The sequence below is a fragment of the Haloactinomyces albus genome, from assembly GCF_031458135.1.
GTDB lineage: Bacteria > Actinomycetota > Actinomycetes > Mycobacteriales > Pseudonocardiaceae > Haloactinomyces > Haloactinomyces albus.
The window spans coordinates 543588-569508 of the sequence record NZ_JAVDXW010000001.1; the positions used below are offsets into that span (position 1 = coordinate 543588).

The 25921-nt window shown below is 66.2% G+C and carries 23 protein-coding genes and 1 pseudogene; 11 read left to right on the plus strand and 13 right to left on the minus strand.

Annotated elements, in window-relative coordinates; translation table 11 throughout:
* Positions 1–3: 3 nt before the first annotated feature.
* Positions 4–2865, minus strand: a complete 2862-nt coding sequence (gene uvrA, locus JOF55_RS02525) for an excinuclease ABC subunit UvrA (protein ID WP_310268936.1) — start codon at positions 2863–2865, stop codon at positions 4–6.
* Positions 2866–3353: 488 nt separating this feature from the next.
* On the opposite strand from uvrA, the gene JOF55_RS02530 reads away from it, so the two are divergent.
* The 4 genes and pseudogenes from JOF55_RS02530 to JOF55_RS02540 all read left to right on the plus strand — a co-directional run bounded on the left by JOF55_RS02530 (position 3354) and on the right by JOF55_RS02540 (position 6028).
* On the plus strand, positions 3354–4139 hold the full coding sequence (locus JOF55_RS02530) for a maleylpyruvate isomerase family mycothiol-dependent enzyme (RefSeq protein WP_310268939.1): 786 nt from the start codon (positions 3354–3356) through the stop codon (positions 4137–4139).
* A 30-nt stretch (positions 4140–4169) separates the two neighbouring features.
* On the plus strand, positions 4170–4847 hold the full coding sequence (locus tag JOF55_RS02535) for an MBL fold metallo-hydrolase (protein WP_310268943.1): 678 nt from the start codon (positions 4170–4172) through the stop codon (positions 4845–4847).
* 84 nt (positions 4848–4931) lie between these two features.
* Positions 4932–5048, plus strand: a pseudogene (locus JOF55_RS24330) (helix-turn-helix domain-containing protein); the annotation flags it as partial.
* Between the two features lie 221 nt (positions 5049–5269).
* Positions 5270–6028 (plus strand): ImmA/IrrE family metallo-endopeptidase, encoded by a 759-nt coding sequence (locus tag JOF55_RS02540; protein WP_310268946.1) that lies wholly within the window; start codon positions 5270–5272, stop codon positions 6026–6028.
* Positions 6029–6414: 386 nt separating this feature from the next.
* Here the strand turns inward: JOF55_RS02540 and JOF55_RS02545 are convergent, their stop codons facing one another.
* From JOF55_RS02545 to JOF55_RS02570, 6 genes are all read right to left on the minus strand, one after another.
* Positions 6415–7614: an FAD-dependent monooxygenase gene (locus JOF55_RS02545; protein ID WP_310268949.1), complete on the minus strand. Its 1200-nt coding sequence runs from the start codon at positions 7612–7614 to the stop codon at positions 6415–6417.
* Complete coding sequence (locus JOF55_RS02550) at positions 7611–8222, minus strand: TetR/AcrR family transcriptional regulator (protein ID WP_310268953.1); 612 nt, start codon at positions 8220–8222, stop codon at positions 7611–7613. The genes JOF55_RS02545 and JOF55_RS02550 overlap by 4 nt, the downstream gene beginning before the upstream one ends.
* Before the next feature lie 115 nt (positions 8223–8337).
* The gene (gene pip / locus JOF55_RS02555) at positions 8338–9300 is read right to left on the minus strand and encodes a prolyl aminopeptidase (protein WP_374727365.1); all 963 of its coding nucleotides are present in this window, start codon (positions 9298–9300) and stop codon (positions 8338–8340) included.
* A 25-nt stretch (positions 9301–9325) separates the two neighbouring features.
* On the minus strand, positions 9326–10177 hold the full coding sequence (locus JOF55_RS02560; protein WP_310268958.1) for an alpha/beta fold hydrolase: 852 nt from the start codon (positions 10175–10177) through the stop codon (positions 9326–9328).
* Positions 10178–10368: 191 nt separating this feature from the next.
* Positions 10369–11610, minus strand: a complete 1242-nt coding sequence (locus JOF55_RS02565; protein ID WP_310268960.1) for a S8 family peptidase — start codon at positions 11608–11610, stop codon at positions 10369–10371.
* Between the two features lie 301 nt (positions 11611–11911).
* Positions 11912–12727, minus strand: coding sequence for a pyridoxamine 5'-phosphate oxidase family protein (locus JOF55_RS02570; RefSeq protein WP_310268962.1), 816 nt, complete (start codon positions 12725–12727; stop codon positions 11912–11914).
* Positions 12728–12851: 124 nt separating this feature from the next.
* On the opposite strand from JOF55_RS02570, the gene JOF55_RS02575 reads away from it, so the two are divergent.
* From JOF55_RS02575 to JOF55_RS02585, 3 genes are all read left to right on the plus strand, one after another.
* Positions 12852–14570, plus strand: a complete 1719-nt coding sequence (locus JOF55_RS02575; protein ID WP_310268963.1) for a carbon starvation CstA family protein — start codon at positions 12852–12854, stop codon at positions 14568–14570.
* Between the two features lie 90 nt (positions 14571–14660).
* Positions 14661–14945, plus strand: a complete 285-nt coding sequence (locus tag JOF55_RS02580) for a cory-CC-star protein (protein WP_310268965.1) — start codon at positions 14661–14663, stop codon at positions 14943–14945.
* Positions 14936–15889, plus strand: a complete 954-nt coding sequence (locus JOF55_RS02585; RefSeq protein ID WP_374727206.1) for an ArsA family ATPase — start codon at positions 14936–14938, stop codon at positions 15887–15889. Before JOF55_RS02580 ends, JOF55_RS02585 begins: the two co-directional genes overlap by 10 nt.
* Positions 15890–15925: 36 nt before the next feature.
* On the opposite strand, the gene JOF55_RS02590 is transcribed toward JOF55_RS02585, so the two are convergent.
* On the minus strand, positions 15926–16339 hold the full coding sequence (locus JOF55_RS02590) for a cupin domain-containing protein (RefSeq protein ID WP_310268970.1): 414 nt from the start codon (positions 16337–16339) through the stop codon (positions 15926–15928).
* 190 nt (positions 16340–16529) lie between these two features.
* Here JOF55_RS02590 and JOF55_RS02595 point away from each other — a divergent pair, with 190 nt between their 5' ends.
* Positions 16530–17204 carry an alpha/beta hydrolase gene (locus JOF55_RS02595; RefSeq protein ID WP_310268973.1) on the plus strand — a complete coding sequence of 225 codons (675 nt, stop codon included), beginning with the start codon at positions 16530–16532 and terminating at the stop codon, positions 17202–17204.
* Between the two features lie 98 nt (positions 17205–17302).
* Complete coding sequence (locus JOF55_RS02600) at positions 17303–17689, plus strand: TraR/DksA family transcriptional regulator (RefSeq protein WP_310268976.1); 387 nt, start codon at positions 17303–17305, stop codon at positions 17687–17689.
* Positions 17690–17827: 138 nt separating this feature from the next.
* On the opposite strand, the gene JOF55_RS02605 is transcribed toward JOF55_RS02600, so the two are convergent.
* Positions 17828–18622 (minus strand): PIG-L family deacetylase, encoded by a 795-nt coding sequence (locus JOF55_RS02605; protein WP_310268979.1) that lies wholly within the window; start codon positions 18620–18622, stop codon positions 17828–17830.
* 129 nt (positions 18623–18751) lie between these two features.
* Complete coding sequence (locus JOF55_RS02610) at positions 18752–20149, minus strand: GH25 family lysozyme (RefSeq protein WP_310268982.1); 1398 nt, start codon at positions 20147–20149, stop codon at positions 18752–18754.
* Positions 20150–20581: 432 nt separating this feature from the next.
* On the opposite strand from JOF55_RS02610, the gene JOF55_RS02615 reads away from it, so the two are divergent.
* On the plus strand, positions 20582–20974 hold the full coding sequence (locus JOF55_RS02615; RefSeq protein WP_310268985.1) for a DUF2237 family protein: 393 nt from the start codon (positions 20582–20584) through the stop codon (positions 20972–20974).
* 114 nt (positions 20975–21088) lie between these two features.
* On the opposite strand, the gene JOF55_RS02620 is transcribed toward JOF55_RS02615, so the two are convergent.
* The 3 genes from JOF55_RS02620 to JOF55_RS02630 all read right to left on the minus strand — a co-directional run bounded on the left by JOF55_RS02620 (position 21089) and on the right by JOF55_RS02630 (position 24031).
* On the minus strand, positions 21089–21952 hold the full coding sequence (locus tag JOF55_RS02620) for an LLM class F420-dependent oxidoreductase (protein WP_310268988.1): 864 nt from the start codon (positions 21950–21952) through the stop codon (positions 21089–21091).
* A 207-nt stretch (positions 21953–22159) separates the two neighbouring features.
* Positions 22160–23155, minus strand: coding sequence for a coiled-coil domain-containing protein (locus JOF55_RS02625; protein WP_310268992.1), 996 nt, complete (start codon positions 23153–23155; stop codon positions 22160–22162).
* A 273-nt stretch (positions 23156–23428) separates the two neighbouring features.
* Positions 23429–24031 (minus strand): TetR/AcrR family transcriptional regulator, encoded by a 603-nt coding sequence (locus JOF55_RS02630; RefSeq protein WP_310268995.1) that lies wholly within the window; start codon positions 24029–24031, stop codon positions 23429–23431.
* A 317-nt stretch (positions 24032–24348) separates the two neighbouring features.
* Here JOF55_RS02630 and JOF55_RS02635 point away from each other — a divergent pair, with 317 nt between their 5' ends.
* Positions 24349–25866, plus strand: a complete 1518-nt coding sequence (locus JOF55_RS02635) for an aldehyde dehydrogenase family protein (RefSeq protein ID WP_374727366.1) — start codon at positions 24349–24351, stop codon at positions 25864–25866.
* Positions 25867–25921 lie beyond the last annotated feature (55 nt).

The window sequence follows — 25921 nt, forward strand, 5'->3', positions numbered from 1 at the left end:
CCGCTACTGCTGTCCCAGCACCGGCGCGAGGAACTGTCCGGTGTAGCTGCCCTCGACCTCGACGACCTGCTCGGGAGTTCCCTCCGCGACGAGCAGACCGCCGCCGTTACCGCCTTCGGGGCCGAGATCGAGAATCCAGTCGGACATCTTGATGACGTCGAGGTTGTGCTCGATGACGATCACCGTGTTGCCCTTGTCCACCAGACCGTTGACCACCCCGAGCAGCTTGCGGATGTCCTCGAAGTGCAACCCGGTGGTGGGCTCGTCGAGAATGTAGACGGTCTGCCCCGTCGAGCGCTTCTGCAACTCGCTGGCCAGCTTCACCCGCTGCGCCTCACCGCCGGACAGCGTGGGCGCGGGCTGACCGAGCCGCACATAGCCCAGGCCGACATCCACCAGCGTCTTCAAATGCCGGTGAATCGCGGTGATCGGCTCGAAGAACTCGGCGGCCTCCTCGATCGGCAGATCCAGGACCTCCGCGATGGTCCTGCCCTTGTAGTGCACCTCCAGGGTTTCCCGGTTGTACCGGGCCCCCTTGCACACCTCGCACGGCACGTACACGTCCGGCAGGAAGTTCATCTCGATCTTGAGGGTGCCGTCACCCGCGCAAGCCTCGCAGCGCCCCCCTTTGACGTTGAAGGAGAATCGGCCGGGCTGGTAGCCGCGCACCTTCGCTTCGGTCGTCTCGGCGAACAACTTGCGGATCCGGTCGAACACCCCGGTGTAGGTGGCCGGGTTGGAGCGCGGGGTGCGCCCGATCGGTGACTGGTCGACCTGCACCAGCTTGTCGACGTGCTCCAAGCCCTTGACCCGCTTGTGCCTACCGGGAACGGTCCGTGCTCCGTTGAGCTTGTTCGCCAGTGTCGAGGCCAGCACATCGTTGACCAGCGTCGACTTACCAGACCCCGACACGCCCGTCACTCCGATCAGGCAGCCGAGAGGAAACGAGACGTCGATCTCGTTCAGGTTGTGCTCGCGGGCCCCCACCACCGTCAGCTGCCGCTTGGCGTCCTTCGGGCGGCGCTTGTCCGGCAGCGGAATCCGCTTGCGCCGCGCGAGGTAGTCGCCGGTCAGGGAGTCCTCGTTGTCCAGCAGCTCCTTGAACGGCCCGCTGTGCACGACGCGGCCTCCGTGCTCACCGGCACCCGGGCCGATGTCGACCACCCAGTCCGAACTACGCACCGTGTCCTCGTCATGTTCGACCACGATCAGCGTGTTGCCCAGGTCACGCAGGCGGCTCAGAGTTTCCAGCAGGCGATGGTTGTCCCGCTGGTGCAACCCGATCGAGGGCTCGTCCAGCACGTAGAGCACCCCGACCAGGCCCGAACCGATCTGGGTGGCCAGGCGGATGCGCTGTGCCTCCCCGCCGGAGAGTGTGCCCGCGGCCCGGTCCAGGGACAGGTAGTCGAGCCCCACGTCCAGCAGGAAACCCAGCCTGGCCTGCACCTCCTTGAGGACGCGACCTGCGATCATCTCCTCACGTTGGCCCAGGACGAGATCGTTCAGGAAGGCCGCGCAGTCCCGTACGCTCAGCGCGCTGACCTCGGCGATGGACATGTCGCCGTGCTCGGCGTTTTCCATCGTCACCGCCAGGATCTCCGGCTTGAGCCGGGTGCCGTCACACGCCGGGCACGGCACGTCCCGCATGTAGCCCTCGTACTTTTCGCGGGCGTAGTCGGACTCGGTCTGCTCCAGCTTGCGTTCCAGGAACGGAATGACGCCCTCGTAGTTCGCGTAGTACGAGCGCTGCCTGCCGTAGCGGTTGCGGTAGCGCACGTGCACCTGATCGGTGGTGCCGTGCAGCACCGCCTTGCGGACCTTGGTCGGCAGCCGTCTCCAGGGGGTGTCCATCCGAAAACCGATGGCCTCGGACAGCGAGGTCAACAGCCTGGTGAAGTACTCCGCGGTGTGCCCGCCCGCCCACGGGGCGATGGCGCCCTCACCCAGCGGGAGGTCCTCATCGGGGACCACCAGTTCCGGGTCGACCTCCTTGCGGATGCCGAGCCCGGCACATTCGGGACAGGCGCCGTAGGGCGAGTTGAACGAGAACGAGCGCGGCTCCAGCTCCTCCACACCGAAGGGGTGGCCGTTGGGGCATGCCAGGTTCTCGGAGAACTTGCGTTCCCGCTGCGCGTCGTGCTCGTCGACGTCGACGAACTCCAGCGCGACCAGGCCGTCGGCCAGCCGCAGCGCGGTTTCCACCGAGTCGGTGAGTCGCTGCTTGGCACTGGCCTTGACCGTGAGCCGGTCCACGACCACGGCGATGTCGTGCTTCTCCTGCTTCTTCAGCGCCGGAGGGCTCTCCAGCGGATACACGGTGCCGTCGACGCGCGCACGAGCGAAGCCCTGTGTCTGCAGCTGCTCGAACAGGTCCACATACTCGCCCTTGCGCCCTCGCACGACGGGCGCGAGCACTTGGAAACGGGTGCGTTCGGGCATCGCCAACACCTGGTCGACGATCTGCTGTGGGGTCTGCTTGCTGATGAGCTCACCGCAGACGGGGCAGTGCGGCTTGCCCGCGCGGGCATAGAGCAACCGCAGGTAGTCATGGACCTCGGTAATGGTTCCCACCGTGGAGCGGGGGTTGCGGCTGGTCGACTTCTGGTCGATGGACACGGCCGGGGAAAGGCCCTCGATGAACTCCACGTCCGGCTTGTCCATCTGCCCCAGGAACTGCCGGGCATAGGCCGAGAGCGACTCGACGTAGCGGCGCTGCCCCTCGGCGAAGATGGTGTCGAAGGCGAGGCTCGACTTGCCGGATCCGGACAACCCGGTGAATGCGATGAGGCTGTTTCGCGGCAGGTCGAGGTCGATCCCACGCAGGTTGTGCTCACGGGCACCGCGGACGACAAGGCGGTCAGCCACTGTGATCCCTTCGAGAGTGCTGGTCGATGCGGGGTGAGGCGCACGGCCGTGCGACCCGAGCGAGTGCCGCGGGCATTGCGCGGGGCGGTGCCGCTGCCGGGTCCGGCGACCTTGCGCATCCATGCTATTCCCGGGCACCGACGGTCCCGGAAAGCACGCCCGCCGCCCCCACCATGCCAGCAGGTCCGCACGGCCCGACGGCAGGTACCTGTCCCCGCTACCGACAAGACACCTGCCGCGGCACGAGAACACGTCGACCGCCGTTCGGCATTCCCCGACGCCGAATCCCGTCCCTCACTCGTCCGAGTGAAACTACTCGGAAGCACGGACATTCTTGTGGGTGAGGCTTCCCACCTGCACAAAATATGCGCGCAGACTCTATCGAAGGCGCGTTCGTGCCGCTTACCCTCGAAGCTTCACCGCCGTGCGCCGACCCGGCGTGACGGGTCTCTCCGCACTCGGGTCTCTCCGCACTCGGGGAGAACTTCATGACCGATTTCGAACTCGCCCGCCGGTACCGGAGCGACAGCATGAGCACTCCCACCGGAAGCCCCCGGACCGCGGCACTGCTCGCCTCGATCGAGCACGCGACCGGACACGTGCTGGATGCCGTGCACACCATGGACGAGGTCTCGGTCCACCGGCCGAGCCTGCTGCCGAACTGGACACGAGCGCACGTCATCTCTCATCTCGCCCGGAGCGCGGACGGCTGTGTCAACCTGCTCACCTGGGCCAGGACCGGCGTCGAACACCCCATGTACGCCAGCAGGGAAGACCGGGACGCCGATATCCGCGAAGGCAGCGTGCGCAGTCACCGGATTCTGGTCGAGGACCTGCGAGCCTCGTCCGCCCGACTGGTCGAAGCAGCGCGCGCACTGCCCCCGCATGCCTGGTCCGCCGAGGTCGTGGGGGCACCGGGCAAACCGATCCCGGCTTACGAGGTGCTGCGCTCACGGTTGCTCGAACTGTGGATCCACCTGGTCGATCTCGACCACGGATTCGGGCTGGACGACATTCCCGCCGACGACGCCGAACAACTCCTCGCCGACACGGTCCGGCAGCTCGCGGGACGCCCGGACGTACCGGCGCTCACCGTGGTGGCCGAGTTCGCGGACGGCACGGTCCGTTCCTGGGACCTCGGAGTACCGCTCCAGCGGCCCCAGCAGGGCAAACGGATACACGGCCGTCCGGGTGCGCTGCTCGGCTGGCTGCTCGGCCGGGCGGGCAGTGGCGATCTCCGCGGCGATGTCCCCGATCTGCCACCGTGGCTGTGACACACCCGGCAACGGGTTAGGCTCTCGGGCGTGGAGATTCACGATCAGTACACGGGACACGTCGAGCCGGGTGGCGCGGCGACACGGCGCCAACTCGACGCACTGACCATCACGAAGCTCTCTGTCGGGCCGATGGACAACAACGCCTACCTGCTGACCTGCCGCCGCACCGGCGATGCGCTGCTGGTGGACGCCGCCAACGACCCGGAGCGCCTGACCGACCTGCTCGGTCACGATGACGAGCGCCCCCGCCTGCGCACCATCGTCACCACGCACAAGCACGGGGATCACTGGCAGGCACTGGGATCGATCGCGGGCCAGACCGGCTCCTACACCGTGGCGCATCCCGAGGATGCCGACGAGTTGCCGGTACCGCCGGATCGCCTGGTCGAGCACGGCGAGACCGTCCAGGTCGGCGAGTCCGCCGTCGAGGTCATCCACCTGCGGGGCCACACTCCCGGCTCGATCGCGCTGCTCTACCGCGACCCGACCGGCCACCCACACCTGTTCACCGGCGATTCCCTGTTCCCCGGCGGGGTCGGCAAAACCACCTCACCGGAGGCCTTCCGGTCACTGGTCGACGACGTGGAAAACCGCGTGTTCGCCGAACTCCCGGACACCACCTGGTTCTACCCGGGCCACGGCGACGACTCCACGCTGGGCACCGAACGCCCCAAGGTCCCGGAGTGGCGCGAACGCGGCTGGTGAGCGCCCGGTACGCAAAGCGATTGCCTCGGGACAGGATGCCCAGGATGTTCTAGAAACGCACACGTGGGGATAGACGCAGAGAAGATGGGTCGGCGAGTCGCCGGGGCTCGCCTCAGGGCAGAATTGCCCCAGGACCAACTGGCCACCGAGGTCCAACTCGATCGCTCGGCGCTGGCGAAGATCGAAGCCGGTCACCGCCGTGTGTCGGCGATCGAGTTGGCACGACTGGGTAGCGCTCTGGACGTGCGGATCGAGTGGTTCGTTCAGGACCTACCGGCTGCGATCGTCTCACGGCGCAACGCACGTGACCCCGGTGCGCCCAGCCCTCGCATCGACACCATGGTCGAACGGATCGCACGAGAGGCGGAATTCGTCGCCGAGCAGGACGAGCGGCTCGCTTTCCCGCTGTATCAGCACTGGCGATGCCCGAGACCACTACTCAGGCGGAGGAACTTGCCACAACCGCACGAGCTTTGCTCGGAGTGGACAGCGACGTCCCCTGCGCACACCTCGCCGACAAAGCGGCCACTCTCGGATTGCTGGTGTTCTCCCTCGGCTTGGGCGTCGAATCCGCTGACGCCGCGACGGTCCTTCTCCGCCATGGCGGTATCTCCCTCATCAACGGTGGGCTGCGTGTGGGTCGCCGACGTCTTGCACTGGCTCACGAACTCGGTCATTACCTGGTAGCGGATGATTACACTGTGGACTGGAGAGTCGCTGAGCACCAGGGCGACGAGCATCGAGAGAAAATGTTCGACAGGTTCGCGCGTGCTCTGCTTCTCCCGGAGACAGCCCTGCGGACCATCTGGACTCGCTACGCATCCGATGACGACAATGGTATGCGCACCGCCGCTGTCCGTACCGCGAGTTCGTATCGGGTCGACATGGCAACCCTCGCCCGCCGTCTCACCGAACTCGGCCTCGTTGATCGCGGAGACGCCGATTCGATCCGGTCGATTCGGACCACTCGCGCCGACATCGTGGAGCTGGACCTGGTGGTCGGCGAGGAATTGGTCCCTCCTGCCCTGCCACGCGAGTACGAGCGTGCCGTTCTCCGTCTATTCCGTAGCGAGTCGATCTCGACAGTGCGCGCTCTCGACCTGCTACTCGACACATGGACCGAAGAAATGTTGCCGGAACTGCCCAAGCGCACCGAAGACCAGATCTGGCAGTACGTCTGACCATGCCCCGATTCACGGACCAACTCCACCGCATGGCTGCGATACTCGATCGCATATTTCCGACGTGAGGCTGCCATAACCCGCCTCTTTCACAGAAAGTCGATCACTATCTCGGCTGTCCGCGCAAGCGGGAACGGTCTACGACGCAATCGCAGTCGTCGATGACGGACCTGCACGCAAGATCGCTCATGCGAACAGCGTGCCTTACCAGGGCACCTTCGGACTCCTGTGCGAGGCACTCCACGGGGATCTTGTTTCGGTCGATCCGATATCGACGGTCGCCGACCATCTACTGGAAAGTGAGTACCGGTTACCCTTCACGACAGGTGGTTTCAGGAAATGGGCACATGACCAAGGTTTGATACCGCCCATCGAATGAGCAACATTCAGTCTCGGCGAACCGAACGGAGCCCGCCGCTGAGCTGCTCGACGGTGGCGGTGGACTTGCCGACCAGGGCGGTGGCGAAGTAGCGGTCCAGCACCGGAAGGTTCGCCAGTTTCAGCGCGCTCCTGCGCAACCACAGCCGCAGCCGCGACGATGGCAGGAACCACTCGGCCCCACGCCGCCCGACCCGCTGCTTCTCGACGACGACCGGTTGCCACAACCGCCGATAACGGGTAAGCGCGGTATCGATGGAATCCGCACTCGCCAACTGCCCGCCGAGCACGTAGGCACCGGCGATGGCCAGCGAGGCACCCTGGCCGGCCAGCAGCGAGACCGCCTGGCATGCATCGCCCAGCAGGACCACTCGCCCGTGGCTCCACTGTGGAACCTCTATCTGGGCGACCTGGTCGTAGTACACTTCGGACGATTCCGGGCACTGTTCCAGGGCGCGCGGAACCACCCATCCCAGGTCCGAATAAGCCCGGCGCACGGCCGACCGCGCATCGTCCGGCAGCGTGGGGTCCGTGGTGCGGTGCACCGTAAAGGTGGCCACTCTGCCGTCGCGCAGGCCGTAGAATCCCATCTGCCGCCCCACCGTGTCGGTCAGGCAGAAACGATCCCGGACCCGCTGGTGGATCGACGGCTCGTCGAAGGTGTAGGCGGCGGTGTGAAACCCGAGGTAGCGGAAGTACCGCTCTTCCGGGCCGAACACCATCCGTCGCACGGTCGAATGAACGCCGTCCGCGCCGACGAGCAGGTCCGCGCCGAGGACCGACCCGTCATCAAGAGTGACGCGAACACCATCGGCGAAATTCTCGATCTCGGCGATGCCGCTGCCGAACCGCAGTTCCGCCTCGCCGATCACCCGTTCCCGAAGCGCCAGCTCCAGATCGGGACGCATGATGCTGAGCAGGCGGCCGTTGATCGCCTGCTCGAAGCGCGCGTAGTTCAGGCCCGCGCGCCGGTGACCGGAGTGGTCGACATAGCTCACCTTGGTGACCCGGTAGCCGAGTTCCTGCATCCGAGGCAGCACCCCCATCGCCTCGGCAGCCTCGTAACCGGGCCCGAAGAAGTCGATCATGTATCCCTGGCTGCGCGGACCGGGCGACTTCTCAACCAGGACGACGTCCCATCCGAGCGTCGTCAGGCGCTGAGCGAGAGACAAGCCGGCGATACCGGCTCCGCTGATCACTGCCTTCATCTGGAGCCTGCTTTCCGTGATCCATCACTGCCGTCGGATTCGGCGGGCGTGAAGAGCTTGCACAGCACCGGCGCGACTGCTGCCGAAGTCAACTCCGGATTCAGCGCCCGATGCAGCAGCACACCGTCGATGGCGGCGGCCAGCACGGAGGCGGTTTCCTCGGGTCTGTCCCGACCTCGTTCGCCGAGCCACCGGGCAAGGTCGCGCCGGAAGTCCGCGACCAGAGCGGTGAGTTCGCCCCGCAGGTTCTCGTCGCGGGTCGCAGCGAGGTATGCCTCGATGAACACCAACGAGGTGGAGTCGTTTCCCGTATAGCCGTCGAGGATTCCGAGGATCATGTCCATACCGGCCTCGACCGTCTCGGCGCTGTCGAGCGCGGGCCCGGCAGTGGACATCACCCGCCGCATCACCCCCACTGCCGACTCGCCGAGCAGTGCCTGCAGTGACGGGAAGTGATAGTGGACGAGCCCGGCAGCGACGCCCGCACGCTCGGCCAGAACCCGGGTAGTCACCGCGTTCCAGCCCAGTTCCGGGATGAGCTCGGCTGCGGCGGCCAGGAGCTTCTGCCGTACTTCCCGTCCTCGTTCCGCCGCTGTCCGTCCCGGCATGCCCGTTGCCCTTCCTGCTCCGCTGCGCACATCCCTGCTGACTGGTCATCTGTCTTGGGCAATTGCCCAATAATAGCACGATGGCCGCAGTGGGTTCTGCTGCGGCGCCGGAGGGCTAGGAACGCGTGGCGAAGCGATCGGTGGCCGTGACGAGGGCCTCGATCGTGCCGACCTCGCCCGCGCCGTGTCCCGCATCATCGATCAGCACGAGTTCGGAGTCCGGCCACGCCCGGGCAAGCTCCCAGGCGATATCCGGCGGGCTGCTCACGTCGAGACGGCCGTGCACCAGGACGCCGGGAATGCCCGAGAGCTTGCCCGCCTCCCGCAGGAGCACCCCGTCCTCGAGCCACGCGGCGTGCCTCCAGTAGTGGGTGACCAACCGCGCGAAACACAGGCGAAACACCGGATCCGCGTACCGCGGATCCGGCCGGTGATCGGAACGCACGGCAACGTGCGTGTCCTCCCAGGCGCACCAGTCCTGCGCAGCCTGCTCCCGCACGGCTGGATCGGGATCGTGCAGCAGCCTGCTGTAGGCCTCCACCAGATTGCCGTCGCGTTCGGCCACGGGGACGCCCTCGCGGAATCGCGCCCAGCGCTCGGGGAAAAACCGGCGCATCTCGCGGGTTATCCACTCCACTTCCCGATGCGTGGTGGTCACGACGCTGACCAACACGATCTCCGAGACGCGCTCGGGGTGCTTCTCGGCATAGGCCAATCCGAGCGTCGAACCCCAGGATCCGCCGAGCACCAACCATTTCTCGATGCCGAGATGCCTGCGCAGAAGCTCGATGTCGGCGAGCAGGTGATGGGTCGTGTTGGTGACCAGATCGACAGTAGGATCGCTCGCGTGCGGTGTGCTCCGGCCGCAGCCACGCTGGTCGAACAGCACGATCCGGTACGCGGCCGGATCGAAGTATCGCCGCCACCCCGGAGTGCACCCTGATCCCGGCCCGCCGTGCAGGACGACGACCGGCTTGCCGTCGGGATTGCCGCATGTCTCCCAGTGGACGAGATTACCGTCGCCCACATCGAGCATGCCCTGGTCGTACGGCTCGATCTCCGGATAGAGCCTCACCACGGTGACATCCGAGTCCCAGCCACGGTCATGGCTCCTCGGGTCCGGATAGGTCGCAAGCAAGAAACCGCCGGATCCTGTCGGCGACCGCAGGATAGTCGCTGCCGAACCAGAGGAAATGGCTCTCGGAGTCACTTTCGACCAGTTCGGCACGTCGAATTCCGGAAACAAGCGATTCGGCATGGGCGAAAGGGACGGAACCGTCCTTGCGACTGGCGATGACCAAGGTGGGCCGAGTGATCTCGGAGGTCACATCCGGTGCGCTGCGCAGGTCATTGAGAAAACCGCGTCCGGAGCGCAGTCGGGAGAACAATGCTATCAGCCTCGCCCGCTCCTCGTCGTCAAGAGCGGAGAGAACATCACCGACCGACTCGGTGGACAGGTCACGCAGCAACAATCGCAAACCGACCGCCGGGGTGAAACGCATCAGGGCGCGCACGGCGGCCCAGGTCGCTTTCTCGGTGACGGCGTTGAACGCGAGATGCGCAGCCAAGCGCGTGCGGCGGTCGGGATAGGGCAGGAAACCCGGAGCGTTTTCCAGGATGAGCCGTTGCACGAACTCCGGATATCGCGCGGCCATCGTGATCGCGGTCCGTCCCCCGGCCGAGATGCCCAGGACAGCCGCGACATGGTCGATGCCGAGGTGATCGCAGAGTTCACGGGTCACATCCGCGAAGCCGCTCGGCGACGTTCCGGTCCGTAGCGGAGTCCGGCCGTAGCCGGGGCGGGAGGGCACCAGCACTGTGTGGTCGGGATCGGTGAATACGTCCTCGCCGAGTGCGATACCGGCACGCATGTGTCCACCATGGAACACGATCACGGCGCTACCACTGCATCGTTCCAACCGGTATTCGACAGGGCCGGTGCTCAGACGAGCCATGTCCGTGCACCGCTCCGGAACAGTCACCGACTTTCCCACCCCATCTCCACTCCGTTCTCGGCAGGCATCCTCGGTAAGCCGAGGAACCAGGTTAGCCGCACCGATCACCGGGGAGGAAGCGGTAGCCGCGATCAATACGAGGGGGCCCGCTCCCAGAGCGGGCCCCCTCATCTCCTGGCTGACGGGAGAACTCAGAAACCGCTGACGTCCAGCAGCTTCTCCTGCGTGCCGTCCTGGTCCTCGGAGGGCCAGGTCCAGTCGAGCGTGCCCGCGTTCTGCAGCGCGCTCTTGACCTGTTGCGGTGTGGCATTCGGATGGTTCGCCGTGTAGAGGGCAGCACCACCGGCCACATGCGGACTGGCCATGGACGTCCCCGAAATCGTGTCGTACCCGCCGTTCATCCACGTCGAGCGGATGCAGGTACCGGGTGCGATGAGGTCGACGTCGGAGCCGAAGTTGGAGAAGTCGGCGAAGGTGTCGTCGACATCCGCACGGCAGGTCGACGCCGCGCCGCCGCCGGGCCTGCCGTTGAAGTCCGCGAGTGCGCTCACGGTGATCACTTCGTCATAGGCCGCCGGAGCGAAAGTACCGGCGTCCTTCGAGGAGTTCCCGGCCGCGACGACGAATGTCACGCCCTTGGAAACCGCATTGCAGATCGCCTGGTGCTGGGCATCGCCGTTGGTGTTGCCGCAGTTGCCGTCGTCGGCACCGGAGCCGCCCAGACTCATGTTGGCGACCTCGATCCGATCGGCATGGGCGGCCACGTAGTCGATACCGCAGATCACGTCCGACGTGGTACCGCTGCCCAGTGCGTTGAGCACCTTCACCGGCCAGATACGCGCACCGGGTGCCATACCGACGACCCCGGTGCCGTTGTCCAACGCCCCGATGGTGCCCGCGACATGGGTACCGTGGCCGTTGTTGTCATTGGCGCTCAGACCGAGCAGTGAGCAACTCTTGGCACCCTCCTCGTAGACGTTGAGATCCGGATGGTCCAAGTCGACGCCGGTGTCGATGACCGCCACGTCGACATTGGTCCGTTGGTCGGTGCCGTCGATATCAGCCGTGGGGCTCTCGTCGGCCCCGGCCCGGTTGATGCCCGTCGGAGTCGCTTGAGCCGTGGTGTGCACCTCCCGGTCCGGTTGGACGTAGGCCACACCCGGGGCATCGGCAATGAGGTTCTTGACTGCTTCGGGCATCACTGCGGAGTAGCCCTGCAGCGCGGAGCGGTAGACGCTGCCGAGGTCGATGCCGAGCTTCTGGACGTGCTCTTGGATCAGGCTCTGGGCGTCCACATTGTCTTCGAACACGACAATATATTCGCCGACGAGTCCGCTATCGGACGAGTTGTCCGATTCAGCATAGGCAGGAAGCGCAGTGGCATAGGCAAGGGCACACGCCGCCGCCAATGCGATTCCGGATTTTTTTCTCATCAGACCTCCCGTACAGGCCCCGAAGGGCGATGCAGACGCGCACATCCCATTCGCGTCTTGCCCTGCGGGAAGTAACACACCGGAAGATCCTCGAGAAAGAGTCTGCGGGATCAGATCGCAGACATCGCGGAAATCCGCCGAAGAGCCGGCCCGTTCAGACCACTCGAATGACTCCATTCGGCCTATCGACAACAGAACTCTTCTGTGCTGAGTGGGACAACTCTCCGAAATCGGGCAACCGAGCAGATTCCACATCGGATACCGGGGTGCCGCCCCGCCCGCACCCCGCTCGACGAAAGCATCATCCGAAGGCGCGTTCGACTGCCGCGATTTGCCCGCGGCAGGCTTTCTCCATCCGGCGCCGACGACGGATCCGCTCCCACAGGCTCAGCGGTCGTGGTGGGATCGGCCGCGCACCATGGCTTTCCTCGACGACAAGCTCGTTTCCCCGGAGCCGTCCGCGCAGGCTCCAGGGCTCCCAGCGTTCGAAATCCTCGGCGGTGTAGTCGTGACCGAGAGCGAGAGCCGGACCGGTGTCTCCCCGCAGCGTGTCCCCGGTCGAAGACACCAACTCGAAGCGATTCTCGTCGCCGCCGGCGATCGTGACGGTATCGACTCGCAGACCGAGGTCATCCCGGATGAGCAGCGCCTGCTCGGTCGGATCCGTGCGAGCAGGCACTGCGCGGGTACGGGTCACCCGGTCGAGCCGGACGAGCAGGCGCGGCAACCACCACCAGTTCTCCCGGCGCAGCAGCAGACTGTCCGCAAGGGTTCGTGACGGTGGATATTTGGCCAGTTCCTGTTCGAGGAGCTTGTCGAGGAACACCGAACCGTCGAGATCGTCGACGACGCCGACAGCCCCGAAGGCGGCCACACCGAGGGCGGCGCTGGGCAGCGAGCGCGCGTCGGTGACGGTGAAGGCGACCTCGGAAGCGGTGCGCAGGGCGACGGCCCGGTTCCGCTGTGCGTACGGCAGCGCCAGGCACGGCACGTCGTCGAGGAGAAGCGGGGTGACCGGCATGCTCTCCGGGCGGCCGTCACGATCGAGCCAGCAGACCTCGGCGACCAGAGCACCACGCCAAATCCGGTCCAGCCAGTCCGGAGTCGTACTGTGCAAGCGTTGCGCCTTTCCGTCTCGTGTCCCGGGTATTCGTGCGTGACCGGGGCCACTGGTCTTATGATCACTCGATGGTGTAAACCTCACGAGGTTAACCCAGTAGCCGCTTCGTAGGAGTGACAGCATGCCCGCGATCGTGCCGGTCCTGGTCGTTCTCGGAATCTTCTTTCTGGGGTATCGCTACTACTCGTCCTACCTCGCTCGCCGTGTCTACGGGTTGGATCCGGATTTCGTCACGCCTGCGCACGGGATGCGGGACGGCGTCGACTTCGTGCCCACGAACAAACACGTGCTGTTCGGCCATCACTTCACCTCGGTCGCAGGTGCCGCCCCGATCGTGGGACCTGCCGTCGCGGTGTTCTGGGGATGGGGCCCGGCACTGCTCTGGATCACTCTGGGCACGGTCTTCGCCGCGGGAGTCCACGACTTCGGCTCGCTCGTGGTTTCGGTACGGCACAAGGCGCAGAGCATCGGCACGCTGGCCCGCGACGTCATCACTCCCCGGTCCCGAACCCTGTTCCTGCTGATCATCTTCTTCCTGCTGACCCTCGTGAACGCCGTGTTCGCGGTGGTCATCGGGAGTCTCCTGGTAGCCAATCCGGCGGCGGTCATCCCGATCTTCCTGCAGATTCCCCTCGCGATCGGCATCGGGCAGTACATCTACCGCACGCGCAGCTCGGCACTGCTCCCGGCGATTCTCGGCGTGCTCGTGCTGTACCTGACGATTCTGCTCGGGATGGCGTTCCCCATTTCCCTCGAGCCGCTCGCCGGTGCGCTCGGTATCGGCGAACGTGCACTGTGGGTCGTCATCCTGTTCGTCTACACGTTCATCGCCTCGCAACTGCCGGTCTGGGTACTGCTGCAGCCCCGGGACTACATCAACTCCCATCAGCTGTTCATCGCACTCGGCGTGATCCTGCTCGGCATCATCGTCGGGTTCGACACGATCGTCGCGCCGGTCGTCAACGACGTGCCCGCACAAGCACCGAGTTGGTTCCCCCTGCTGTTCATCACCATCGCCTGCGGTGCCGTGTCCGGTTTCCACAGCCTCGTGGCCTCCGGGACCTCGTCCAAGCAGCTCGCCAAGGACACCGACGCGCGCTATGTCGGCTACATGGGCGCACTCGGTGAGGGCTCACTCGCCCTGGCCTCGGTCCTCGCGGTCACCGCGGGTGCGGTCGCCTCGACCGCCGAGTGGAACCGGTTGTACTCCAGCTTCGCGACCGCCTCCGACGGCGCCACACAGAACTTCGTCGAGGGCGTGGCCGGCTTCGCGAACAATCTCGGCCTGCCGATCGGCTTCGGCACCATCTTCGCGGCGGTCGTGGTCATCAGCTTCGCCGCCACCACCATGGACACCGGCGTGCGGCTGCAGCGCTACGTCGTGCAGGAGATCGGCGAGATCGTGCGCGTTCGCCCACTCGCGCGCAACATCACGCTGGCCACGGCCGTGGCGGTCCTCATCCCGCTGGCCATGGCACTGCTGCCCGGTGGCGGCGAGCAGGGCTACACCTTCGGCGTGCTCTGGCAACTGTTCGGCACCACCAACCAGCTCACCGCCGGGCTCGCACTCGCCGTCATCGCGGTGTGGGTGACCAAGAAGCGGCGCAATCCCCTCGCGGTACTCATACCATTGGTGTTCCTGCTGGTCATGACCACGTGGGCACTCATGATCAACATGCTCGAGTTCATCGAGAACGGTCAGTGGGTACTGGCGCCGCTGGACATCATCATCTTCGTCCTGGCGATCTGGCTCATCGTCGAGGCCGCTCTGGCGCTGGTGCGAACCTGGAACAGCCGGGAGGCCGACACCGAGCGGGAGGCGCAGCTGGATGAATCCTGACGCGGCTTTCGAAGGCCGGGAGAGGCTCGTGGCTGCCGAGCTTCTCCCGGTGGTGTCCCGGCAGCTCCCGACGGACAGCAGCGACGGTCCATGGTGAACGCACGGAGTCTGTGGGCGCACATCGTCGTCGCCTGGCGGCGCATCGACGCCTTTCACGACGAACTGTTCGTCGCACCATGGCGCCAGGCACTGGAACGGGAGGCGCGGCGCCAGGACGACACCTTCCGGGCACTGGTCATGCTGGATGCTCTGGGGGTGGAAAATCCCGTCGCCTACGAGACGTTGGAGTTGATCCCCTACCTCGTCGGTGATCTGCACGATTGGCACCAGCGCATGGGCCAGGACACTTTCGGCGATCCGGGAATGTGCTGTTGACCGATCCCCCTTCCACGCAACGCACCGTGTCCTTCTTCGGCGGGAAGGGCGGAGTCGGCAAGACCACGCTCGCGGCGTCCTACGCACTACTGCTCGCCGGCCGCGGGCACCGCACCCTGGTGGTTTCCACCGATCCCGCACACTCCCTCGGTGATGTTCTCGCGGTCCCGCTGGGTGACGAACCAGCGGAGCTGTCCGGGGGGCTGTGGGCCTGCGAGATCGACGGCGAGAGTGTGGCCCGCCGCCGAGTCGAGCAGGTGAGCCGGGAAGCGCAGGAGGCCGTGCCGCGTGAGGTCCTGCCTGCCGTCGAGCAGCATCTTCAGCGCGCCGCCGCCAGTCCCGGCACGGTCGAGTCGGCGCTGGTGGACCGGCTGACCGATCTTCTCGACGAGGTACCCGCCCGATGGGACCGCATCGTGGTCGACAGCGCACCGACCGGGCACATGCTGCGGCTGCTGAGCCTTCCCACGCTGCTGACACCGTGGATCGAGGGCCTGGTCCGGCAGCGCGAGCAGGTCCGGGGCACCGAACGGATGCTGTCCGGGCTACTCGGCCGCGCCGACACCGGACAGGACCCGCTCCTGCAGCGATTGCACGGCCGGCGCTCCCGGCTGGAACGTACCCGTCGGCGGCTGCTGGACGAGTCGGCGGTGCACCTCGTGCTCGTGCCCGAACGCCTTCCCCTCGCCGAAACCGAACGTGCCGCGCAAGCACTCGCCGACGGCGGACTCACCCTCGGCTCCGTCGCGGTCAACCGCGTCGCACCTTCGGATGCCACCGGACTGCTGGCCGACCGCGCACGCCGGGAGGCCGAGGTGCGCGCGACCATCCGGCAACGTTTCGGCGACCACGGCGTCGTCGAGGTACCGCTGCTGCGCGGTGAACTCACCGCCCGCTCCGAACTGGCCGAGGTCGCCGAACACCTGGCGAGCGCGGGCTGGTGATGCCGCGCATGGCAGGCCGAAGCGCCTCAGCCGCAATCACCCATCCGCCCGAGCGGTTGCTTCCCGGGCAGCTTTCGCGGTTCCGTAGGAGGACCAGTCCGTAGGTGCGGGCCGTCCCCAGATCACCACGAGCTTCAGTGTGGACTCACCCGAGTTGCGCACGTCGTGCTCCGCCCCCACCGGGGCCAGTACGGCATCTCCCGGCTGCATCTCGAATGTCCGCTCGTCGACCCGCATCACCGCCGATCCGTCGACGACCAGATACAGCTCCTCGAGCGGGTCCTCCTCCGGGTGTGCGTGCATGCCCTCCGCACCGCCGGGTGGCAGCTCCCAGGTCTGAACCGCGACCGGCAATCGCGAACGACCGAAGAAGTGCCACTGGATCCTGGTGAGATCGGTTCCGCCGTGCAGGTCGTAGTCGAAAGCGGCTGTTCCCGAACGCTCGATCATCGCACACCTCCCTGTTGATTCCTTCCCTCGACGTCGACCGTCATCCTCGCGAGCCCGCAGGCAAGGAGCCGTCGGTACCAACTCGGGCACTCCTGCGAACGACCGCCGTACCGGGCTCGATGGAGATCGGGGATCATGTCGACTGTTCCCGAGGCTATCGGGATCCTTGCCGAGAACAGGAGTGAATGCGGTGACCGGCGTGGTACTGGTACACGGGTTGTGGCACGATCCACAGCATTTCGATCTCGTCGTTCGCGAGTTGCACGCCCACGGCGTCGAGGTCGCCGTTCCGGAGCTGCACCGCGGATCGTTGCAGGCCGACACCGAGGTGGTACAGGCCGCCGTGGACGAGATGGCGCAACCACCCCTCGTACTCGGCCATTCCTACGGGGGCTCGGTGATCACCGGGCTGACCGGTGTCGACCGATTCGTGTATCTGGCGGCTTTCGTCCTCGCCGGGAGCGAGCACGTGGCCGGTCTCCGGGCCACGACCCGCACACTCGATTCGACGGTCACGCGCCGGGAGGACGGCGCGACCCGACTCGACCCCACGAAGGCCGCGGACGCGCTGTACAACGACTGCTCCGCGGACCTGGCCGCATGGGCCATCGCACGGCTACGCCCCCAGCGCCCCGAGGTCACCAAGGGCGTCCCCCGGCGACATGCCTGGCGGGAGACCCCCGCCACCTATGTGGTCTGCACGGAGGATCGCGCCATCGACCCCGACCGACAGCGGGAAATGGCCGAGCGCTGCGGCGAGGTCAGGACCTGGCCGACGGGGCACTCGCCGTTTCTCAGCCGCCCCGACCTGGTCGTGGAGCTGATCACGGAGTCACTCGACGGAGCGGCACACAACCGCTCCTGAGCAGTGCCCCATCACGGCCGAGGACACGGCCGGGGTGGCGGCGAAACCACTCCACCGGGCCTCGGAATGCGGAGTGCGGGAACGGCGTTGACGGGCCCATGGCCGAGGGAAAACCCGGATCCGAACGACCTGCGGAGGAGCGTCCCCCGGCGGACGTGCTGACGGAGCAGCAAGCCGTCACGAGGCAGCGCGTAGCGGCGTTGACCCGTCAACTCGAGTCCTTCATCGAGTCCTCCGCGGACACGACCCATGACGACGAGCACGATCCGGAAGGGGCCACCATTGCTTTCGAACGGGCACAGCTGCAGGGACGGCTCGATCAAGCTCGCGACGACCTGACCGAACTGGAGCGGGCAGCCGAGCGCCTTCGAGCCGGTACCTACGGCATCTGCGAACGTTGTGGCACGGGAATCACCGCACAACGGCTGGAGGCACTTCCGGCAGCGCGAACGTGCATCGACTGCGCGAGCACCACCCGGCGGTAATGTCCGGTCGGTACCGCGGCGCGAGCAGGGCTGTGTCGGTTTTCGGCGAAACTGCGCCTCCCCGTTCCCGGGGAAGAGGATCAGTTTCAGGGAAAACTTCGCCCCCACCAGGACCAACCCGGCCCCGCACCCCCACGTTCAGAGTCCCGCAAGCAGGTCGGCCTCGGTGATTCCGGGTCCTTGACCGGCGCGGATGAACCACTCGGTACCGAACGCATACCGGAAGGCGTCCTCCGGTAGACGCAGAAAGAACGAGTCCTCGCTGATCTGGCTGGCGTGTGCCCGCATCGCACTGCGCTTGTGCTCGGCATACGCCGAGACGTCGACGGCGGCCGTGATGGCCGATTCGGGCTTGCCGAAATCCGGATCGTTTTCGATGTCGGGCAGTTCGACGCCCGCCGCGGCTGCCTGCTCGGCGAATTCCCGGATGCCGTGCCGGAACCGGTCACGATTGATCGTGTTCTGATACACGCGCGGAGTGCCCGCCAGTTCGGCCGCGCGCATTCCCACTCGGTGTACCTGGATGTGGTCGGGGTGACCGTACCCGCCGTTGTCGTCGTAGCAGGTCAGCACGTCGACCCGCTCCTGACGCAGGATGTCGGCCAGCTCCGCGGCGGCCTGTTCGACCGGAGCCTTCCAGAACGACCCTGGAAGATCGTTGGTCTGCGTGCCCATCATCCCGGAGTCCGCGTACCCGAGGAACTCCGTACGCTGCACACCGAGAAGCTCTGCCGCGGCATACGTCTCGGTCACGCGACGCTGCCAGAGTTGTTCCCCGTCGGCCAGGAACCCCTCGGCGACCTCTCCCTGCTCGCCACGAGTGGCCACGACGAGCACGACGCGGTGACCTTCCTCGAATGCCTTGCGCATCACTCCGCCACATGCGATGGACTCGTCGTCGGGATGAGCGTGAAACGACACCATCGTGACCATGTCGTGAAGGTACGTGATGGCCGTTCGGTCCCCTGGAAGGGGGCACTGTACAGCGCCTGGCACGACAAAACGCGGGACCGCCCTGCTGCAGACGGTCCCGCGTTCCCGCTTTCCGGAAAACGGGCAGGATCAGTCGGCGAGTTCCAGAAGGTCCTCACCGCTACCCCGGAACTCGTTGATGTCGGTGTATCCATTGATACCCGGGACATGGCCCTTGCTGGTGAACTGCCAGAAGGTGTACTCGTTCCAGCCGCCGGGGACGCTCGGGCTGTCCACACCGTAGGCAGCCACCCACAGCGGGTAGTCGGAGAAGGCGTCGGAACCATTCATGCACTGGCTCCAGAAGGACGGGTTGGCGTAGACGATGCCCTTCTCACCCGTGCGGTCCTTGACCTGGTCCAGGAAGGTCTGCATCCATCCCTGCATCTCACCCGCGGTCTTGCCGTAGCATCCGCCACCGCTCGGAGAGACCTCCATGTCCAGCACCGGCGGCAGGGTCTTGGCGTCGTCCGTGGTGCCCATCGTGTTCACCAGTCGGTCGGCCTGGGCGACGGCAGAACCGGTGGGCCGGGCGAAGTGGTAGGCACCGACGAGCATGTCCGCTTCCTTGGCCCCGTCGAACTGCTGCTGGAACAGCGGGTTCGTAAAGCTCTGACCATCGGTGGCCAGTACGAACGCGAACTCCTTGCCCGAGTCGGCGACCTTGTCCCAGTTGATACTGCCGTTGTGGTTGGAGACATCGATACCGGAGGGATCCGGCCCGATTGGGATCTCGGCCTGTCCCGAATCGTCATCGGAACTCTCTTCCTGCCCCTCGGCCGGCGCCTCCTTCGGCTGGGCGGCCGGAGCCTCCGCAGTCGGTGCCGGGATGCCATCGGCCTGTACCGCAGGATCGACCGCACGGGATTCGGAGCCTACATTGCCGACCACGATGGCAAGGATGCCGAACGCGACGGCAGCGGCACCGATCTGCACCGACCGCACCCGGGAGGGAACGCGGTGGTGACGGCTCGCACGAGTCGGCAGCTTGGCGCGAACGGCTGCCACGTGCGGCGCCACCTTGGCCCGGACGCGCTGTACGTACGGTGCGGCCCAGCGCTGAACCCGCTGCAGGTAGGGCGCCGCCCGCTCCTGGATGCGCTGTACATGCGGTGCGGCCCAGCGCTGAACCCGCTGCACGTACGGCGCCGCCCAGCGCTGGACACGCCGGGCCAGCAAGGCCGCCTGCCGACCGAAGCGCTGCAGGAGCGGCCACAGCCACAGCCACAGCTTCCGGATCAGCAGCATTGCTCGGCGACCGAAGTGCTGCGCCGCGGGTTGCACGCGCTGCGTCACCGAACGCGCAGCATGCTCGGCCTTCAGTGCCGCGGACCGCCACCGGTTGTCACCGGATGCCTTCGGGAAATCCTTCTTCGGGGAGTCTGCTTCCTTGCGTTGATCCATTGAGTTCGAGTTGGCCGGGTTCGGGGTACCGGCCTGGTTTCGGGGGTTTTCTTCGGGGGTGTCGTACTGGTCGGGGGGAGTCACGGGTCCCCAGACTCCCGACACAGCGTGTATGCGCGCATGGCGGAAAGTACGTACACGACTACCCAGATTGCCCCGAATGAACTATCACGGGAGGCCACTTGGTCACAGCATGTAGCCAATACGAGGCCATGCTCCCGTGTAACGGGCTTCTACCGAGAACCAGGCTGCTGTGCGAGCGGATGAACGAAGAGGACCGTAACCGATCGCCTCCACGGCACTGTCATCCGCATCATGCACACCATCCCGGCCGGATCTTGTTAGGAGGAAGGAGGCGTGGCGGAGCCACATCGACTCCACGACAACGCCGCGAGCCGCCACCTGGGCGCCGTGAGCCCGACAGCTCCCACTGCCGGAGCCTCTCAATGTGGATTTCCCGTTCGAAAGACAATCTCGCTCTCGGCCCGTGCAGGGGGTGGATGCCATCCTGAAAGCATGACGACCGATCGCAACGTTCTCGGCGAAAAGCTGGAGTCCTGCGGCACCGACCCGCTGACCGGTTTCTACCGGGACGGGTGCTGCAGCACCGGACCGGAGGACCTCGAAAACCACACCGTCTGCGCAGTGGTCTCCACCGAGTTCCTCACACATCAGGCATCGGTCGGCAACGACCTGACCACTCCCCGCCCCGAATTCGGCTTCTCGGGGCTGCAGCCCGGGGACCGGTGGTGCGTGTGTGCCTCCCGCTGGAAAGAAGCCTACGACGCGGGCGTGGCTCCACCGGTCGTCTTGGCCGCCACCCATGAGCGTGCCGTGGAGGCCGTACCGCTCGAGGCGCTCCAGAAGCACGCGGTGGACGTGCCCGCCGACCCGAGCGCTCTGACCTGACGCTGTCGGGACCATCGCCGTCCCCGCGGTCGAAGCACGTCCGTGGCAGTTCGCCGCGTGCGCGCAAAGCGGGACGCGCCACACGGAAGAAAGTGCGCGTCCGGCCATCTTCGCTTACGCGAGTGCCCCGGAGAGGCGGCGCCACTGCTCGCGGGGCAGGCCTGCCTCCCCGGTCAGCACCTGAAGGCTGACGTGGTCGGCTCCGGCCTCGTGGTGCTCCCGGATCCGGGACACCACCGTCTCCAGGTCTCCCCAGGCCACCACGGCATCGATGAGGCGATCGCTGCCCCCCTCGGCGAAGTCGGCGTCGGTGAAACCGAGTCGCCGCAGGTTGTTCAGATAGTTCGGCAGCGTGAGATACGGCGCCACGCCCTCTCTGGCCACCGAGCGTGCCCGATCGGCGTTGGCGGCCAGAACGACCTTCTGCTCCGGCGCCAGAAGCGGCCCGGCACCGAGGATTTCCCGCGCATTGGCGGTGTGTTCCGGAGTGGTCAGGTAGGGATGTGCACCACGGGCGCGTTCCCCCGCCAGTGCCAGTGTCCGCGGGCCGAGAGCGGCGAGTACACGAGATTCGGGGAGTAGGGCGGGCTCAGCAGCGTCGAGTTCGTCGAGGAAGGAGACGAGCTTGCTGTAAGGCTTGGAGTAACTGTGGCCTGCCGCTTCCACCGCCGGAGCGTGACTGGTGCCCACACCGATCAGCAACCGGTCGAGGTGGGCCGTCGACAGCCTGTCGTGGACGGCCGCCAGCTCGGCCGCATCGTGCGTCCAGATATTGACGATGCCGGTGGCCACGACGATGCGCTCGCTGGCGTCGAGCAGTCCGGAGACCAAGGCGAGGTCACCGCCGGCCGCACCGAGCCACAGCGCCCCGTATCCGAGCGTGTCCAGCTCGGCGATGGCCTCGCGATGCTCACTGCTGTCGGGATTCCAATCCCACGAAGGTGTCCACAGTCCCACGCTGCCGATATCGACCGCCATGCAAAGCCTCCGTCCCTGCGCCGCACTGCTGACGTCGGCCATCGCCATGCCCACGGCACTGTCACCGCGACATGACCCGCCGCTCTCACCTCTACCGGATTCCGGTGGTTCTCGCAGTGCATGTCTTTCCGCAGGAGCGCAGAGGCCTGCGCGGACTCCGGGTGCGCCCGCGCAGGTACCACTGCGGTCGAACTTCCGGGAACCGGCTCAGGCGCTGATCGCCGTGTCCCGGTCGAGAGCTTCGCTGCCCTCCTCCGAGTTCACCGACTCGTCGGCGGGATCGGACTCGCGTTGCTTGGGCACCGCGAGCTGTCGATCCGCATCGGCGGACCGATTCCTTCCCCTGTGGACATGTGCGGCCACGTACTCATCGGCTTCTTCGGCCTCGATTCCCGCGACCGAAGCGGCCAGCAACGGTTCCGCCTCACTCAGCGCGTGTTGGGCCGACCGCACCTGCTCGGCCACATCCCGGCGCACCTCGCGCATGGCTTCGACCTGTTCGGTGGCTCGCCGGGTACGGCGCTCGGCTTCCGCGGCTGCCTCACGGACCCGACGCTCGGCCTCCTCCCGGCTGGACCGGTCACGCTCGGCGAGGGTCCGCATCGCCTCCGTGCGCCGGGCAGCCATCGAGGTCTCGAAGTCCTGCTCGATCTGATTGCGTCGCTGCTCGGCCTCGAGGTCGAGTTTGCGGCGTCGCTGCTCGGCCTCGCGCGACATCCGCTCGATTTCCTGGCGCGTCTGCTCCAGCGACTCCCTACGCTGCGACTCGCTCTGCTGTCGCCATTCGTCGGCCTCGGAGACCAGGCGCTCGTAACGACTCCGCAGGTCCGAGGCCGCCTGTTCCGAGCGGGACCATTCGTGTTCGGCGGTCGCACGAGCGGAGGAGATGAGCTCCTCGGCCTCGTCGTTGGCCAGCCGGACCATTCGCCGCAGCCTGTCCGACAGCGCTGCCTCGTCGATCGGTGTCCGGCACACATCGTCAAGCTGCTTGCGCAGGGAGGCGACCTCCTCCCTGGCCTGCTCCAGTTCGGCGTTGAGGTTGGCAACCTGGCTCAATGCCGAGTCGCGGTCCTCGGTGAGGACGCGGAGTTCATTGTCCGTCTGCTGGATGTAGAACTGAACCTGCGATCGCCGGAATCCACGCCAAACGACGTCGAAATCCGACTTCAACGGCACGAGTTCCCTGTCTTCGTTGTGCCCCACGGTCTCACCCCACTCATGTTGATCATGTTCGAACTGTTGGGAGCGAGCCACGCCCCGACGCGGCAATTTCCGTTGTACACCCTGAAAAGCGCCCTGCGATGTGCTCCACCGGACTGAACCTGTCCTGGCTGCACGGTCACGAGCAAGTGGCGTTTGGCGGATCGCTGGCGGTTATTGTCGCCCACACCACACGACAGATCAACGGCCCGGCAGCAAAAGAATCAGCGGCGATCGAGTATCCACGAAGGAACACCGATACCGCCATGAAATGACTCAGCTTTGACCGGAATGTCCTAATGCGCGACGGAAAATCGTTTCGATCTCATCTCGTTCCGGCAGCGGATCACGAACGACACCTTGCAGCAGCAGTCCGCAGAAGACCGCGGAAAGCATCCGGCCGGTGACCGGATCGGTATAGGAGGTGAACAGGTCCCGCAGGGCCTCGTCCCACTCGGTGCTGGCGTGCTGCAGGGCCGGACGATGCAGCGCCGCCACGTACAGCTCGTGTTCCACCACGGTGCGTTCCCGCTCGGGGCCGAGGAACTCCAGGACCAGATCAGTCAGCGCGGTCGCCAGGTCCTGCTCGTCGGGCAACTTCTCCGCCCACTCGCGCAACTGGGCCACGTTCTCCTGCGCAGCCTGTTCCAGGGCGACCGCAAGCAGATCGTCGAGCGTGGCGAAGTGGTAGGTCGTCGACCCCAGCGGGACGCTCGCGGCGGCGGCCACGGCGCGGTGCGTCACCTTGTCGACACCGCGTTCGGCAACGACGGTAATGGCCGCACGGGCTATGCGTTCACGTCGCTGTGGATCCTTGCGCAAGGACGAGGCGTACTTGCGGCGAACCGCATGTTGCGCGTCCGAATCCGTGGTCGTCATCGCGTGTCGTGAACCTCCCGCCGAACCTACGGTACCCACGCTCGCCCGGTTGAGACGGATAGCAGCACGGGAACCTCTCACAGATTGCCACGAAACTCCCACCCGATGGTGTGTTCCAGTTCATTCTTGAGGCATTTAACCTGGTCACAGCGACAAAAAGACTCGTGATGTGCAGTACCGACCCCTTTGATGTACATTTGTACATCGCAGGTGCTTCGGTTTTCGAGGGACCGAGCGCATCAGGGCTCGCACCTCGATACCGACACCACACGTCGGGAAACACCATCACCGAGGAAGCCACCATGCCGCATACTGAAATGCCTTCGGACGGCGCCGAGCACAGGAGTCCGGCCTCGTCGGAGGCGGGGAACACCCTGTTCATCGACGGCGCGTGGGGACCGGCCGAGTCCGGCAACACCCGCACGATCCGCTGCCCCGCCGACGGAAACGCCGTGGCCACGGTCGCCGAGGGCGGACGCACCGACACCGAGCGCGCCATCGCGGCCGCACGCCGCGTCTTCGACGAGGGCACATGGGCGAGCGGTTCGCCCTGGGAGCGCGGTGACCTGCTGCTGCGCGTCAGCGACATCCTCGTCCGCGACAGAGCGAAGTTCGCCAGAGCGGAGTCACTGGACACCGGCAAGCGGCTGGTCGAAAGCGGCTACGACATGGACGACATCGCCGCATGCTTCCGGTACTTCGGCAAGATCGCCGGTACCGATCCCGGCCATGTCGTCGACACCGGCTCGCCGGACACGATCAGCCGAGTCAGTTACGAGCCGGTCGGCGTGTGCGGACTCATCACACCGTGGAACTTCCCGCTGCTGCAGGTGGCCTGGAAGGTCGCCCCGGCCATCGCCGCGGGCAACACCTTCGTACTCAAACCCAGCGAACTCACGCCGAGCACGGCCGTCCTGCTGATGGAGGCACTCACCGAGGCCGGCCTGCCCGCAGGCGTGGGCAATCTCGTACTCGGCCCCGGCAAGGAAACCGGCGCCGTCCTCGCCGAGCATCCCGACGTCGATCTCGTGTCGTTCACCGGTGGCCTGCACACTGGACGTACCATCGCCGCCGCCGCCGCGGGAACGGTCAAGAAGGTGGCCTTGGAACTCGGCGGGAAGAACCCGAACGTCGTCTTCGCCGACGCCGACTTCGACACCGCCGTCGACTACGCACTGACCGCGATCTTCCTGCACTCCGGTCAGGTCTGCTCCGCAGGGGCGCGCCTGGTCGTGCAGGACGAACTGCACGACGCACTGGTCGACGAGATCGTCCGCCGCGTCGAGCTGATCCGACTGGGAGGCCCCTTCGAGGAGGAGGCCGAGACGGGGCCGCTGATCTCGGCCGAACACCGCAGCAAGATCGAGGCCTATGTCGCCAAGGCCATCGACGAGGGAGCCGTCCTGCGCACCGGTGGCCGCCGCCCCGAAAGCGAGCAGTTCTCGAACGGCTACTACTACCTTCCGACCGTTCTCGACGAGGTCCGGCAAGGGTCCTACGCCGTGGACGAGGAGTCCTTCGGCCCCGTACTCACCGTGGAGCGCTTCACCGACGAGGACGACGCGGTGCGCATCGCCAACGACACGCACTACGGCCTTTCCGCCGGGGTCTTCACCTCCGACGCGGGCAAGGCACAGCGCGTCGCGGGCAGGTTGCGCCACGGCACGGTGTGGATCAACGACTTCCACCCCTACCTGCCGCAGGCGGAATGGGGCGGTTTCAAGCAATCCGGTATCGGACGGGAACTGGGCCCCGGCGGTCTCGGCGAGTACCAGGAGGCCAAACACATCTATCAGAACCTCCGGCCGGGGCCTCAGTACTGGTTCTCCGAGTAAACGGCCGCGATCCGACGCCTGCGGTTGTCGAAAAACCCGCCAGTCTGCTTTTTCC